Here is a 12,772-nt window from a genome sequence, read left to right on the forward strand (position 1 = left end):
CGCTCCGGCTTTGTCAAGCTAGGCAAGGTGTCTTGGGCGGTCCCGGGGGCGGTACTCCGCCCGACGGACAAGAAAAGTACAATGAAGATACATGACCTGATTACCACGACCGCCGCGCTCGCCGATCTGTGCGGGCGGCTGGCGAAATCCGATTTCGTCACGGTCGACACCGAATTCATGCGCGAGAACACCTACTGGCCGGAACTGTGCCTGGTGCAGATCGCCAATACCGAGGAAGCCGCGGCGATCGATCCGCTCGCCGACGGGATCGACCTTGCTCCCCTGCTCGACCTGCTGTGCGAGAACGAGGACGTGCTCAAGGTCTTCCATGCGGGCGGGCAGGACGTGGAAATCGTCTACAACCTGACCGGCAAGACCCCGCATCCCATCTTCGACACACAGATCGCGATGATGGCGGTCAGCCAGTCCGAACAGATCGGCTATGCCAACCTCGTCGAAAGCTGGCTCGGCTTCACTGTCGACAAGGGCGCGCGTTTCACCGACTGGAGCCGCCGCCCGCTGACCGATCGGCAGATCGAATACGCGATCGGCGACGTGACCCACCTGGCGGTGATATTCCCGCGTCTTCTCAAGAAACTGATCAAGACAGGTCGCGGGTCGTGGCTCGATGCCGAGATGGACAAGCTCGCCGATCCGGCGAACTACGCCAACGACGCGGGCGAAGCGTGGCAGCGCATCCGTGCGCCCAGCCGTAACGCGACCGTGCTCGGCCGCCTCAAGGCGCTCGCCGCCTGGCGCGAGCAGGAAGCCCAGCACAAGAACATCCCCCGCGGCCGGATCATGCGCGACGAGACCCTCGCGGACCTTGCGGCGCATCCGCCCAAGAGCCAGCCCGAATTGGTGAAGGTCCGCGGCCTTTCCACCGCGTGGAAAGACAACGACATCGGCAAGCGGCTGATGAAGGCGATTGAAAAGGCCGAACCGCTCCCTGCCGACGAACTGCCCGACAAACCCAAGCGCGGTGCGCCGCTGGGCAAGGAAGGTGTGCTGGTCGCCGACCTTCTCAAGCTGCTGCTCAAGATTCGCGCCCGCGAGATCGACGTCGCCGCGCGGCTGCTCACCCGCAGTGACGAGATGGAATCGCTCGCAAGCGGCATGCGCGACCTGCCGGTCCTCAAGGGCTGGCGCTACGAGGTGTTCGGCAAGGACGCGCTCGATCTGGTCGAGGGCAAGCTCGGCTTTGGGGTCGAGAACGGCCGCCTCAAGATGACGCGCATCGAGATCGCCGAACCCGAAGCAATCGCAGCCGAGTGAGCACCTATCTCCCCACCATCAAGCAGCTGCAGTACCTCGTCGCGCTGCACGAGCACGGACATTTCGGCCGCGCCGCCGATGCGAGCTTCGTTTCGCAATCAACTTTGTCGGCCGGTCTGAGAGAGCTCGAATCGCTGCTGGGGGTGACGCTGGTCGAGCGAAGCCGAAGGGTCGTCCGGTTCACTCCGCTTGGCGAGCAGGTGGTGGCGAAAGCGCACAGGCTATTGCGCGAGGCGGAAGAACTGTCTGACCTCGTGCAAGCCAGCGGCAAGCCGCTGTCCGGCGAATTGCGGATGAGCGTGATCCCCACGATCGCGCCGTTCATGCTGCCCCGGATCCTGCCGCGTCTCCGGCGCGAGCGACCGTCGCTGAAGCTCTTCCTGCGCGAGGAAACCAGCGATCACGCGGTGGAAAGCCTGCACCACGGGCGGGCCGATTGCGTGCTTCTCGCCCTGCCCTTCGCGACCGGGGAGATCGAGAGCGCACACATCGCCGACGATCGGCTGTTCGTCGCGTTCCCCAAGAACGATCCGCGCGATCCACCAGCCGAGATTCCGGCTTCGATGATCGACCAGGGTCGGCTTTTGTTGCTCGAGGATGGCCACTGCCTGCGCGACCACGCGCTCGCCGCCTGCAATCGACCCGATCTGCGCGCATCGGCGACGATGATAGGGACCTCGCTCCACACTCTGGTGCAGATGGTCGACAACGGCCTCGGCGTTACGATGCTGCCCGAGATGGCGATCAACGCCGGTATCCTGCACGAAACGGAGGTCGTCGCGCGGCCCCTCAAGGGCAAGGCACCCACGCGCCAGATTGCCCTAATCTGGCGGCGCAATTCACCCCGTGCCGACGAATTTCGCCTGCTTGCCGAGGAGCTACGCGCGGGCTGAAACGCCGTTTCCGAGTTCCAGCAGTTTCGCGATGACCGATGAGGCCGCGCTCGGCTTGCCGATGATCGGGGCGTTCATGTCGCGCAGGAATTCGCCTGCACGGTTGAGGTCGCCGGTGTTGAGAACGAACGGTACGCCGCGATCCTTCAGGGTGCGGGCGACGCGCTCGCAGGTTTCGCCTTTCCCCAGGTTCACGTCGAGTATCGCGCCATCGATGGCATGAAGCTCCATCGCCTCGTTCGCCTGCTCGCAGCTCGCCGCGGTAACCGATTTCACGCCTGCATCCTCGCAGGCGAAAACCAGGTCGAGCGCGATGAATGGCTCGTCCTCGAGAATCAGCACACAGTTCATCTATTGCTGATCCTAACCTTTGATCGGAAACGAGATTTCGGCGCGCAGTCCATCCGGTTCCCACGACCGCTCGAACACACCGTGCGAGTGACTGAGCAGCGCATCCGCGATCGCGAAACCCGTGCCGACATCGGTTGGCGGACCGTCGATTACCGGACCACCCGTTTCCTTCCAGTCGACGATCAGTGTTCGGCGACCGTGCCTGTCGAGGTCATGATGCCATTGAACGGTGATACGGCCCGAATCGTTGGACAAGGCACCGTATTTCGACGCGTTCGTGGCGAGTTCGTGCAGCGTGAGGCCGATCGCGGAGATCGCGTTCGGTTCCGTCCGCACGCCATTCCCGACGAATTCTATCCGGTCGCCTTCGGGATCGTAGGGACGCAGGACGGCGCGGATCGCCTGCCCGACCTCTATGGTGCCGAGGAAGGCATCGTCGAGCGTCGGCTCGTAGCTTCGGCCCAGTGCGTTGATCCGCTCGTTGATGCGCTCTGACACAGGACGCGCATCCATCGCGCGGCCGGTGATGTTCACGATCCCCGCGATCACGGCAAAAACGTTCTTGAGACGATGAGAGACCTCGCGCGCCATCTCCTTGGCGTGGCGCTCTTCCGCCCGGGCGAGGTGGATATCGGACACGTCCCACTGGCTACCGAAGAAGTAGGCGATGCTGCCGTCTTCGTTGTAGATCGGACCGAGGTGGAGCGCGTTCCAGAACTTGGTGCCGTCCTTGCGGTAATTGAGCAGTTCGACGACGGCGACCTCTTCGGTCTTCAGCGCGTCGCGAATGCGATCGACCTGCTTGGTGTCGGTCTCCGGTCCCTGAAGGAAGCGGCAGTTGCGACCGATAATCTCATCGCGATCGTAACCGGTCAGGTGCTCGAACGCCTCGTTGCAGAAGATGATCGGGTCGTCCGGCTGATTTGGATCGGTCAGACAGACTGCCATGCGCGTTTGCGCCATGGCCTGCTCGAACAGCATGCCCGACGCGCCTTCGAAACGCGCTCGATCACCCGGTCGCCCGGGAGGTGTGCTCAAGGCCTGGCCAGGCCGTGGTGTATCCGCTCCGCTCAAGGTCGCCGAATCCCTGTTCGCAATTGCAAAAGAGGCCGCACCTGCCGGTGCAGCCGCATGAACTCCCAGAAAACGTGATTGCTTAACGACCACAAGAAAAGGCGGTTCCCGCCGCGCTCCGATCGTCAATCCATATGCTTGAGGCCGACGCGAAGATAATCCCAGCCGGTGAGGAGCGTCAGCGCCGCCGCCGCCCACAGGCTCGCAAGGCCGACGAGGTGTATCCACTGGCCCGACAGCGGGCCGCAGTCGCCACGGACCACGCACGGGGCCCCGTGCACCGCGCCGCCCAGAATCAACGCCCCCAGGCTGACGAGCTGGAACGTCGTCTTCCACTTGGCGAGCTTGGATACCGGCATCGAGATTTGCAGCGGCCCAAGAAACTCGCGCAGGCCCGATACCGCAATCTCGCGGATGAGGATGATCAATCCTGCGATGACATGCAGGTCGCCCACGTATGGTCCGCGCATATAGCCCTGCGCAGCAAGCACCAGGATCACGGCAGCGACCATGATCTTGTCCGCGATCGGATCGAGGAAAACGCCCAGCTTGCTCACCGTTCCCTGCGCCCGTGCGAGATAGCCGTCGAGGTAATCGGTGAAACCGATCACGCAGTAGAGGATGAAGCCGAGCAGGTAGCCGAAGCGCCAGTCCGGCCACCACAGCAGGAACGCGAGCAGAGGGACCGCGAATATGCGGCTGAGGGTCAGCAGGTTCGGCAGCGTCAGCATTGCCCGCCGCTTAGACCAGCAAGCCGCCGTGCAAAAGCACCGTTAGCGCTTGTCCCCTGCGCCACAGCCGCTAGACCCGGCCACCGTGAAGCAGGCCACAGGATTTGCATGACCGTTTCCACGCACATGCTGCACCGGCGTCGCTTCCTTCCGCTGTTCGTCACCCAGCTTCTCGGCGCTTTCAACGACAACCTCTACAAGAACGCCATGGTGCTGTTCGTCGTGTACAGCGTCTACAACTCGGAAGACGCCGAAGGGCTGTTCAGCTCGGTCGCCAGCGCAGTGTTCATCCTGCCGTTCTTTCTGCTCTCGGCGCTCGCCGGGCAACTTGCCGATATGCGCGACAAGGCGCGAATCATCCGCATCGTCAAAGCGGCGGAAATCGGCATCATGTGCGTTGGGGCAGCGGGACTGTTCCTCGCGCGAGAGGGGATTGCGGTCGACGTGATCGCCATCCCGCTGCTGATGCTCGCGCTGTTCGCGATGGGCGTCCATTCGACGTTTTTCGGCCCGATCAAGTATGCGATCCTGCCGCAGCACCTGCATGACGACGAGGTCCTCGCCGGTACGGGCCTGGTCGAGGCGGGGACCTATATCGCAATCCTGTTCGGCACGATTATCGCCGGCTGGATTTCGGTCGAGGCGGCGGCCGTCGGCGTGATCGGTGTTGCCATCGTGGGTTATTTCGTCTCGCGCGCGGTCCCCCCGGCGCCTGCGCAGGGAGAGGTGGAGCCGCTCGACTTTCACTTCGTGCGCAGCTCGATCGCGCTCGTCCGCAATACCAGCCACGATCGGCGGGTGTTCCTCGCGATCATGGCGATCAGTTTCTTCTGGGCGATCGGAACGGTGTTGTTCATCCAGTTCCTGCCGCTCGCCAAGAACGTGCTCACGGCCAGCAAGGAAGTCGCGAGCCTGTTCCTCGTGATTTTTTCGATCGGCGTGGCGATCGGTTCAGTGTCGGTCAACGCACTGCTCAAGGGCACGGTGTCGGCCCGCTACTCGCCCATTTCAGTGGTCGTCATGGGCGTGTTCGTTCTTGCGTTCTACGTGGTCTGCCGGACGTGGATTCCGGAAACCGACGGAACCTTGCTCAACGTGTCCGAGTTCGTCGCGCATTCGATGGCGATACCGCTGCTGATCTGCCTGCTGGGTATCGCGATTGCCGGAGGAATGTTCGTCGTACCGCTCTATGCGTTCCTGACCACATTCGTGCCCAAGACGCAGACTGCGCGGACGATCGCCGCCAACAACATCGTCAATTCGGGTGCGATGGTCGGCGGCTCGCTGGTCGCGGCGGGCCTGAGCGCGCTCGGCGTGGACATCGTCCACCACCTGCTGTTCACCGCGTCGATGTGCCTCGTCTCGGCATGGCTCGGTTGGCTGCTGCTGCGCGCGGAACGCGCGGCCGCGAAGAGCTAGACGATGAAGACCGCCACCGCGACCAGGCTGGCGAAATAGGCGCCGACGAAGCCTGCGACATCGTCGCGGCTGATGGCCCATGACGGTCTGATCGGGACGATCCGTCCCCCCCGGCAGACATGGCGTGCAAGGGAAGCCCGGAAGGGGTGCCGGGCCTGTTCGTCGGTGAGTACGAGTGAGCGTCGCATGATGAAAGCTTAACGCTGCGGAAACCATTGCGCTCCGCAGAAATCCGCGGTGTCGCAGCGTGGGACGTTAAGCTTGTTCGTTGACGACGCTGCGGTGCGCTCTGCTTATTTCCCCGCCGCGAGCTTCAAGATGTAGCGCCACTCTGTGGGCCGAATTTCAGCCACCGACAGTCGCGAGAGCTTGAGCAGTTCGATCTCCGCCAGCTTCGCATCCGCCTTGATCTCGGCGAGGGTAACGGGGCGAGCCAGCCGCTCGACCGGCTTGACCTTCACCGACGCCCACTTGCCGGTGTCGTCCGACGGATCGGCAAGCCCTGCCACGCTGACTTCGACCACGCCGACGATCTCCTTGCCGATGTTGGAGTGGTAGAAGAACGCCTTGTCGCCCACCTTCATTGCCTGGAGGTTGTTGCGGGCGCGGTAGTTCCGCACGCCGTCCCATGTCCCCTCGCCCTCGGCGACCAGGTCGTCCCAACTGTAGGCATCGGGTTCGGACTTCATCAGCCAATAGCGAGGCAAGCTTAGATTCCCTGGTCGTGCGACGGATGGTGAGGGACATCGGCGGCGCGCGCCTTAACCCAATTTTCAGCCTCTTAGGCGATAGGACGGCGTTCGCAACAGTTGGGGGCTCAGTTGCCGAACAGGCACGCCTGGAAAATGACCGATCACGAAAGCGAGAGCCCGATGGCGCGCGCGGATCGCGATCTCGTCGCCCTTGCCATCGCAGTGGCAGCGATCATCCTGTTCGTCGGGACCGGCGGCATGGTGCTGCCTCAGGCGCTCAAGTCTCTCCTAGGACTTGGCCATGCTCCCGATCCCATCCTCGTCAACGCGCTCCTGCTCAATATAGCGCTCGTCATATTCGGTTGGCGCCGATACGCCGAATTGACACGCGAGATTGCAGAACGTCGAAAGGCCGAGGAACGTGCACGCCAGCTTGCGGAAACCGATCCGCTGACCGGGTGTCTCAATCGCCGAAGCATGGGCACCGCCACCGACGCGCTGCTCGCCCGCGCCCGCGCAGATGGTCGTTCGATCGCCTTCGTCATGGTCGATCTCGACAATTTCAAGACGATCAACGACCTCAACGGACACATCGCGGGCGATCGCCTGCTGGTGGTCACCGCCGAACGCATCCGGGCCTTGCTGCCGAAGGAAGCGCTGCTCGCGCGTCTGGGCGGGGACGAGTTCGCCTGCGTCGTGCCCTACGATTCCCGCTTCCCCGATCGCATCGACCAGTTCGTCACCGTGTTGATCGACCGGGTGGGCCATTCTGTCGAACACAACGGGCTGACGCTCGAAATCACGGTGTCGGTGGGCATCACCGCCAATGCCGAGGGGAGCGATGCCGAAACGACCGGCGGTACGCAGGACCTCATCCATCGCGCCGACATCGCGATGTACCATGCCAAGAAGCAGGGCAAGAATCGCTATTTCTGGTTCGAGGAGCCCATGGAAAGCGAGCTGCGCTTCCGCAGCGAGCTGGAGACCGGCATCCGGCGCGGCATCCCGCGCGGCGAGTTCGTGCCATTCTACGAACAGCAGATCGACCTTGAGACGGGCAAGCTGTCGGGCTTCGAAATGCTCGCGCGGTGGCAGTCGCCGACGCTGGGGCTGGTCGGGCCGGACGTGTTCATCCCGGTCGCCGAAGAAATCGGCCTCATCGCCGAACTGAGCGAATCGTTGATCGACCAGGCGCTCGCCGACGCGCGCGACTGGGATCCGAGCCTGTCGCTGTCGGTCAACATCTCGCCGATCCAGCTGCGCGACCCGTGGTTCTCGCAGAAAATCCTCAAGCTTCTGGTAAAGCACAATTTCCCGGCCAGCCGCCTCGACATCGAGATCACAGAGAGCTGCTTGCACGAGAACGTCGGCGTGGTCCGCTCGATTATCACCAGCCTTAAGAACCAAGGCGTGACGATCAGCCTCGACGATTTCGGAACCGGATTTTCCAGCCTGTCCCAGCTTCGCACCCTGCCGTTCGATCGCCTGAAGATCGACCGCAGCTTCGTGTCCGAGCTGTCGGGGACGGACGATGCCGACAAGCTGGTGCGCGCGATCGTGTCGCTAGGCGACGGGCTCGAACTGCCGATCACGGCCGAGGGCATCGAGGACACCGAAATCCTCGCCAAGCTGCGTTCGATGGGCCAGCTCAAGGGCCAGGGATATTACTATGGCCGCCCGGAGAGCATCGATGCGGTGCGTTCGCGCCTGTCGACGGCGGGTCTGCTTGCCGAGCCACCTGCCAAGACGGTGGATACCGACGGCACCGCCGACGAGGGCCAGCGCAAGGCGGGCTGACGCGCGCCACTGGACGTAGCCCCCGCTCGGGCATAGAGCCGCGCCTCGATGCGCGTTCCCTTCATCAAGATGCACGGTCTCGGCAACGACTTCGTCGTGCTCGACGCGCGTACCGAGGCGCTGCCGCCGATCAGCCGCGCGATGGCGATTGCACTCGCCGACCGGCGCACGGGCATCGGCTGCGACCAGCTCATCCTGCTGGAGCCCACCGAAGCCGCCGATTTTCGCATGCGCATCTTCAACTCCGACGGGGGCGAGGTAGAGGCGTGCGGAAACGCCAGCCGCGCGGTCGCGATCCTCCACGGCGTGCCGGCGCGTGTCGAGACCGCAGGCGGCACGATCGCGGTCGAACCGACCGGCCACGGCGCGCGGATCGACATGGGCGAACCGGTGTTCGAATGGAACCAGATCCCCCTCGCCTACGCGATGGACACCGCCGCGATGCCGGTCGCGTGGGAAGGCCTCGAAAGTCCGATGGCCCTGCGGGTGGGAAATCCGCACGTCGTCTTCTTCGTCGACGATGCCGAAGCCGTACCGCTCGACCGGTTGGGGCCCGAGATCGAGAACGATCCGCTGTTTCCCGAACGCATCAATGTGATGGTCGCGCAGGTTACAGGCCCATCGGAAATCCTCCTCCACGTGTGGGAGCGCGGCGCGGGCCTGACGCGGGCATGCGGTACTGGCGCTTGCGCGACGGCCGTGGCGGCGATCCGGCGCGGCCTGCTCGACGGGCGAGCGGCGACGGTCACCTTGCCGGGCGGTCCGCTCGAGATCGAGTGGGGCGACGACGGCCGTATCGCAATGACAGGCCCGGCGACCGAGTCCTTCCGCGGGAGCTTCGACTGGGGCGATTTCGCGTGAGCGCAGACGTCGTGTCGTTGGGGTGCCGGATGAACCTGTCCGAGAGCGAGCGCATTCGCGAGATTCTTGGCGAGGACCAAGATGTTGTCGTCGTGAATTCATGCGCCGTCACAGCCGAGGCGGTGCGCCAGACGCGTCAGGCGATCCGCCGTGCGCGCCGCGCGCGGCCCGATGCGCGGCTGCTGGTGACGGGCTGCGCGGCCGAGATCGAACGCGACGCAATCTCTGCCATGCCCGAGGTTGACGGCCTCATCCCCAACGCCGCGAAGCTCGATCCGCGCGCCTGGAACGTGCCATCTCCCCGGCGCTTGAAAGCTTCGACTTCACATTCGCGAGGGTTCGTCGCGGTTCAGAACGGCTGCGACCACGCCTGCACCTTTTGCGTGATCCCGCAAGGCCGCGGGCCGAGCCGCTCGCTGCCTGTGAACGCGGTCCTTCGCGCGGTCGAAACCGACCTCGATCGCGGCGCTGCCGAGATTGTGCTAAGCGGGGTCGATCTGACGAGTTGGGGCCATGACCTGCCAGAGGCGCCACGCCTCGGCTCGCTGGTCGAAGCGATCCTGCGCGCCTTTCCCACCCTGCCCCGGCTGCGCATGTCGTCGGTCGACGGGATCGAGATCGATCCGTTGCTCGAAGAGCTGATAGCGGGTGAGGCGCGGGTGATGCCGCACCTCCATCTGTCGCTCCAGCACGGGCACAACCTGATCCTCAAGCGAATGAAGCGGCGGCATTCGCAAGAACAAGCCGCAGCGCTGGTCGAGCGCCTGCGCTCCCGGCGACCCGGTATTGCGATCGGTGCCGACCTCATCGCCGGTTTCCCGACCGAGAGCGAGGAGCACCACGCCGCTAACCTCTTGATCGTGCGCGCGCTTGGGATCGTCCACGGTCACGTGTTCCCCTATTCTCCGCGCCCCGGCACGCCGGCTGCGCGGATGCCGCAGTTGCGGCGCGAGACGATCCGGCAGCGGGCAGCGGAACTGCGTGCCGCGGTGGCCGACGTTCGAGGCGCCTGGCTCGCGACGCATATCGGCCAGCCGCTGAGCGTCCTCGCCGAGCGCGATGGCACCGGCCATGCGCCCGATTTCGCGCGCGTCGCGATCCCCGCGCACACTGCGCCCGGCACCATCGTGACCGTCACCCCTACCCGCATCGAGGCAGGCCTTCTGGCATGAGCGAACCGACCTGGACGGAGCGCCTGTTCGGCGGCTTCCGCAAGACGTCCGAACGACTGAGCGAGAACCTGACCGGCGTCGTCGGCACGGCGAAGCTGGACGATGCCACGCTCGATGATGTCGAGGACGCTCTGATCGTGTCGGACCTGGGTCCCGCGGCCGCGCGGCGCATCCGCGACAAGCTCGCCGAAAAGCGCTTCGGACTCGGCATCAGCGAGCGCGAACTTCGCGAAGCGGTCGCCGAGGAAATCGCCGCGATCCTGCGACCGGTGGCGAAGCCGCTCGAGATCACCGCCTTCCCCCGTCCGCAGGTCATCCTCGTGATCGGGGTGAACGGCAGCGGCAAGACGACCACCATCGCCAAGCTCGCGCACTGGCTGCAGGAAGACGATTACGGCGTCATGCTGGCCGCGGGCGACACGTTCCGCGCCGCCGCGATCGGCCAGCTCGCCACCTGGGCCGAGCGGGTCGGCGTGCCGATCGTCAGGGGTCCGGAAGGCGGCGATCCCGCCTCGATCGTGTTCGACGCCGTCAAGGAGGCGACCGCCACGGGGATCGACGCGCTGGTGGTCGATACCGCCGGGCGCCTGCAGAACAAGCGCGAGCTGATGGACGAGCTGGCGAAGATCCGGAAGGTTCTCGGCCGTCTCAACCCCGAAGCCCCGCACGACGTGATCCTCGTGCTCGATGCGACGAACGGGCAGAATGCCCTTTCTCAGATCGAAATCTTCAAGGAAGTCGCGGGCGTCACCGGCCTCGTCATGACCAAGCTCGATGGAACCGCGCGCGGCGGCGTGCTGGTCGCCGCGGCCGAGCAATTCGGCCTGCCGATCCACGCCATCGGCGTCGGCGAGAAGATCGACGACCTGCGTCCGTTCGATCCCGACCTCGTCGCGCGCGTCATCGCCGGAGTCGCCTGATGACCGAAGTACCCAAGAAGAAGCCCTCGGGCTGGCTCAACCTCGCGATCGACTACGGTCCGATCCTCGTGTTCTTCCTCGTCTATCGCTGGTCGAAACCCCACGGGGATTCGCCCGCGGGCGAGATCTTCGCAGTGATCCAGAGCACGATCGCCTTCATGGTCGCTGCGGTCGCCGCGCTGATCTTCTCGAAGTGGAAGCTCGGCCGGATCTCGCCGATGTTGCTGCTGTCGACTGCGCTGATCGTGGGTTTCGGCGCGCTCACCATCTGGCTGCAGGACGAGCGATTCATCCAGTTGAAGCCGACTGTGATCTACCTGTTCTTTGCCGTGATGCTTATCGGCGGCTGGATGCGCGGCAATGCGCTGCTGCAGGTGTTGCTCGAGGCGGCTTTCGAGGGGCTCGACCGCGAAGGTTGGCTCAAGCTCAGCCGCAATTGGGGATTCTTCTTCGTCTTCCTCGCAGGGCTGAACGAGATCCTGCGGATGCAGCTTTCCTTCGGCGACTGGCTATGGGCCAAGCTCTGGGTATTCATGCCGCTGTCGTTCCTGTTCACCTTCACCCAGATCCCGATGCTGCTGAAGCATGGGCTCGGCGCGGAAGGGTTGGCTGAAGAGGAAGGCACTCCTCCACCGACTTGAACCTCGCGGGAGTTGCATTTTCCCGCCGACTGCGTCCAAACAGCCCCTGCTTGGGTCGCACATTCGGGTTGGGGGAATTCGCAATGGCCAAGTTTTTCGGAAATCTACACCTCGTCCTCGTGACGGGACTCGTACTCGCGATCGTCTTGATCGTGTCGTTCACCGGCTGGACCGGGGAAGGCGCGGTCGCCATCACCGACGATGTGACCCGCTGGTTGCACGCCTTCTTCGGAATCCTGTGGATCGGCCTTCTCTACTACCTGAATTTCGTGCAGGTCCCGACGATGCCGTCGATCCCTGCCGAACTGAAGGCGGGCGTTACCGGTCATATCGCGCCGAAGGTGTTCTTCTTCTTCCGCTGGGCGGCGGCGATGACCGTGCTGTTCGGCCTGATCATCGCCTTTCATAGCGGATACCTGGTCGACGCGCTGACCTTCCAGGGCACCGGCGCCGACGGCATCAACCTGATCGGTATCGGCATGTGGCTGGCGCTGATCATGGCGTTCAACGTGTGGTTCATCATCTGGCCGGCGCAGAAGAAGATCCTCGGGATCGTCGAGGCGAGCGCCGATGAAAAGGCCAAGCTCGCCCCGCGCGCGCTGGCTGCCAGCCGCACCAACCTGCTGCTGTCGCTGCCGATGCTCTACTGCATGACCAGCGCGAACCTCGGCTGATCCGGCGGACATGAGAAAGGGCGCGGTGCCGTACGGCCCGGGCCCTTTTCGCTGCCGACGTTCGGCGTGATTATTCGATGTAGGGGGCGAGCTTCGCCATCAACGCGCCGATCCGCTCGGCGGCTTCGGTAAAGGTCTCGACGTCGGCGCGATTGTTGTTGCCGCGCGCTTCCTTGGCCGACTCGAGGTAGCCTTCCTGGTCGGCCTCAAGCGCGTCGTTGAGCAGTTCGATTTCCTCGATCGTGAGCTCGAGCTTTATCTTGTCAGTCATT

General features: G+C 64.2%; 15 protein-coding genes. 9 read left to right on the plus strand and 6 right to left on the minus strand.

Annotated features, from left to right (window positions below):
• Nucleotides 1-81 precede the first annotated feature (81 nt).
• Nucleotides 82-1,275: a ribonuclease D gene (gene rnd / locus ACWPMX_RS07430; RefSeq protein ID WP_455699398.1), complete on the plus strand. Its 1,194-nt coding sequence runs from the start codon at nt 82-84 to the stop codon at nt 1,273-1,275.
• On the plus strand, nt 1,272-2,168 hold the full coding sequence (locus ACWPMX_RS07435; protein ID WP_455699399.1) for a hydrogen peroxide-inducible genes activator: 897 nt from the start codon (nt 1,272-1,274) through the stop codon (nt 2,166-2,168). Before rnd ends, ACWPMX_RS07435 begins: the two co-directional genes overlap by 4 nt.
• Here ACWPMX_RS07435 and ACWPMX_RS07440 read toward each other — a convergent pair.
• The 3 genes from ACWPMX_RS07440 to pgsA all read right to left on the minus strand — a co-directional run bounded on the left by ACWPMX_RS07440 (nt 2,154) and on the right by pgsA (nt 4,324).
• Nucleotides 2,154-2,519: a response regulator gene (locus ACWPMX_RS07440; protein ID WP_455699400.1), complete on the minus strand. Its 366-nt coding sequence runs from the start codon at nt 2,517-2,519 to the stop codon at nt 2,154-2,156. The two genes, ACWPMX_RS07435 and ACWPMX_RS07440, sit on opposite strands and share 15 nt — an antisense overlap.
• Before the next feature lie 12 nt (nt 2,520-2,531).
• Nucleotides 2,532-3,593: a PAS domain-containing protein gene (locus ACWPMX_RS07445; RefSeq protein ID WP_455699401.1), complete on the minus strand. Its 1,062-nt coding sequence runs from the start codon at nt 3,591-3,593 to the stop codon at nt 2,532-2,534.
• A gap of 125 nt (nt 3,594-3,718) precedes the next feature.
• The gene (gene pgsA, locus ACWPMX_RS07450; protein ID WP_455699402.1) at nt 3,719-4,324 is read right to left on the minus strand and encodes a CDP-diacylglycerol--glycerol-3-phosphate 3-phosphatidyltransferase; all 606 of its coding nucleotides are present in this window, start codon (nt 4,322-4,324) and stop codon (nt 3,719-3,721) included.
• A gap of 108 nt (nt 4,325-4,432) precedes the next feature.
• On the opposite strand from pgsA, the gene ACWPMX_RS07455 reads away from it, so the two are divergent.
• Entirely contained in the window at nt 4,433-5,743 is a 1,311-nt protein-coding gene (locus tag ACWPMX_RS07455) for an MFS transporter (RefSeq protein ID WP_455699403.1), read from the plus strand.
• Here the strand turns inward: ACWPMX_RS07455 and ACWPMX_RS07460 are convergent.
• A complete protein-coding gene (locus tag ACWPMX_RS07460) occupies nt 5,740-5,931 on the minus strand; it encodes a hypothetical protein (protein ID WP_455699404.1) in 192 nt (63 codons plus the stop codon). The two genes, ACWPMX_RS07455 and ACWPMX_RS07460, sit on opposite strands and share 4 nt — an antisense overlap.
• Nucleotides 5,932-6,036: 105 nt before the next feature.
• Nucleotides 6,037-6,432, minus strand: a complete 396-nt coding sequence (locus tag ACWPMX_RS07465) for an EVE domain-containing protein (RefSeq protein ID WP_455700746.1) — start codon at nt 6,430-6,432, stop codon at nt 6,037-6,039.
• A gap of 156 nt (nt 6,433-6,588) precedes the next feature.
• Between ACWPMX_RS07465 and ACWPMX_RS07470 the strand changes: the two genes are divergently transcribed.
• From ACWPMX_RS07470 to ACWPMX_RS07495, 6 genes are all read left to right on the plus strand, one after another.
• A complete protein-coding gene (locus tag ACWPMX_RS07470; protein WP_455699405.1) occupies nt 6,589-8,232 on the plus strand; it encodes a putative bifunctional diguanylate cyclase/phosphodiesterase in 1,644 nt (547 codons plus the stop codon).
• A gap of 48 nt (nt 8,233-8,280) precedes the next feature.
• On the plus strand, nt 8,281-9,093 hold the full coding sequence (dapF, locus tag ACWPMX_RS07475) for a diaminopimelate epimerase (RefSeq protein WP_455699406.1): 813 nt from the start codon (nt 8,281-8,283) through the stop codon (nt 9,091-9,093).
• Nucleotides 9,090-10,265 (plus strand): MiaB/RimO family radical SAM methylthiotransferase, encoded by a 1,176-nt coding sequence (locus tag ACWPMX_RS07480; protein ID WP_455699407.1) that lies wholly within the window; start codon nt 9,090-9,092, stop codon nt 10,263-10,265. The genes dapF and ACWPMX_RS07480 overlap by 4 nt, the downstream gene beginning before the upstream one ends.
• Nucleotides 10,262-11,185, plus strand: coding sequence for a signal recognition particle-docking protein FtsY (gene ftsY / locus ACWPMX_RS07485; RefSeq protein ID WP_455699408.1), 924 nt, complete (start codon nt 10,262-10,264; stop codon nt 11,183-11,185). The genes ACWPMX_RS07480 and ftsY overlap by 4 nt, the downstream gene beginning before the upstream one ends.
• Entirely contained in the window at nt 11,185-11,826 is a 642-nt protein-coding gene (locus ACWPMX_RS07490) for an inner membrane-spanning protein YciB (protein WP_455699409.1), read from the plus strand. Before ftsY ends, ACWPMX_RS07490 begins: the two co-directional genes overlap by 1 nt.
• Before the next feature lie 83 nt (nt 11,827-11,909).
• Entirely contained in the window at nt 11,910-12,500 is a 591-nt protein-coding gene (locus tag ACWPMX_RS07495) for a urate hydroxylase PuuD (RefSeq protein WP_455699410.1), read from the plus strand.
• Nucleotides 12,501-12,570: 70 nt separating this feature from the next.
• On the opposite strand, the gene ACWPMX_RS07500 is transcribed toward ACWPMX_RS07495, so the two are convergent.
• Entirely contained in the window at nt 12,571-12,771 is a 201-nt protein-coding gene (locus ACWPMX_RS07500; RefSeq protein WP_455699411.1) for a hypothetical protein, read from the minus strand.
• Nucleotide 12,772: the final 1 nt, after the last annotated feature.

The organism is Tsuneonella sp. HG094 (assembly GCF_053819285.1).

Bases quoted from the DNA above. Each gene is read 5' to 3' on its own strand.
- rnd (WP_455699398.1), top strand. From the start codon at position 82: ATGAAGATACATGACCTGATTACCACGACCGCCGCGCTCGCCGATCTG.
- ACWPMX_RS07440 (WP_455699400.1), bottom strand. From the start codon at position 2,519: ATGAACTGTGTGCTGATTCTCGAGGACGAGCCATTCATCGCGCTCGAC.
- pgsA (WP_455699402.1), bottom strand. From the start codon at position 4,324: ATGCTGACGCTGCCGAACCTGCTGACCCTCAGCCGCATATTCGCGGTC.
- ACWPMX_RS07455 (WP_455699403.1), top strand. From the start codon at position 4,433: ATGACCGTTTCCACGCACATGCTGCACCGGCGTCGCTTCCTTCCGCTG.
- ACWPMX_RS07460 (WP_455699404.1), bottom strand. From the start codon at position 5,931: ATGCGACGCTCACTCGTACTCACCGACGAACAGGCCCGGCACCCCTTC.
- ACWPMX_RS07465 (WP_455700746.1), bottom strand. From the start codon at position 6,432: ATGAAGTCCGAACCCGATGCCTACAGTTGGGACGACCTGGTCGCCGAG.
- ACWPMX_RS07470 (WP_455699405.1), top strand. From the start codon at position 6,589: ATGACCGATCACGAAAGCGAGAGCCCGATGGCGCGCGCGGATCGCGAT.
- dapF (WP_455699406.1), top strand. From the start codon at position 8,281: ATGCGCGTTCCCTTCATCAAGATGCACGGTCTCGGCAACGACTTCGTC.
- ftsY (WP_455699408.1), top strand. From the start codon at position 10,262: ATGAGCGAACCGACCTGGACGGAGCGCCTGTTCGGCGGCTTCCGCAAG.
- ACWPMX_RS07490 (WP_455699409.1), top strand. From the start codon at position 11,185: ATGACCGAAGTACCCAAGAAGAAGCCCTCGGGCTGGCTCAACCTCGCG.
- ACWPMX_RS07495 (WP_455699410.1), top strand. From the start codon at position 11,910: ATGGCCAAGTTTTTCGGAAATCTACACCTCGTCCTCGTGACGGGACTC.
- ACWPMX_RS07500 (WP_455699411.1), bottom strand. From the start codon at position 12,771: ATGACTGACAAGATAAAGCTCGAGCTCACGATCGAGGAAATCGAACTG.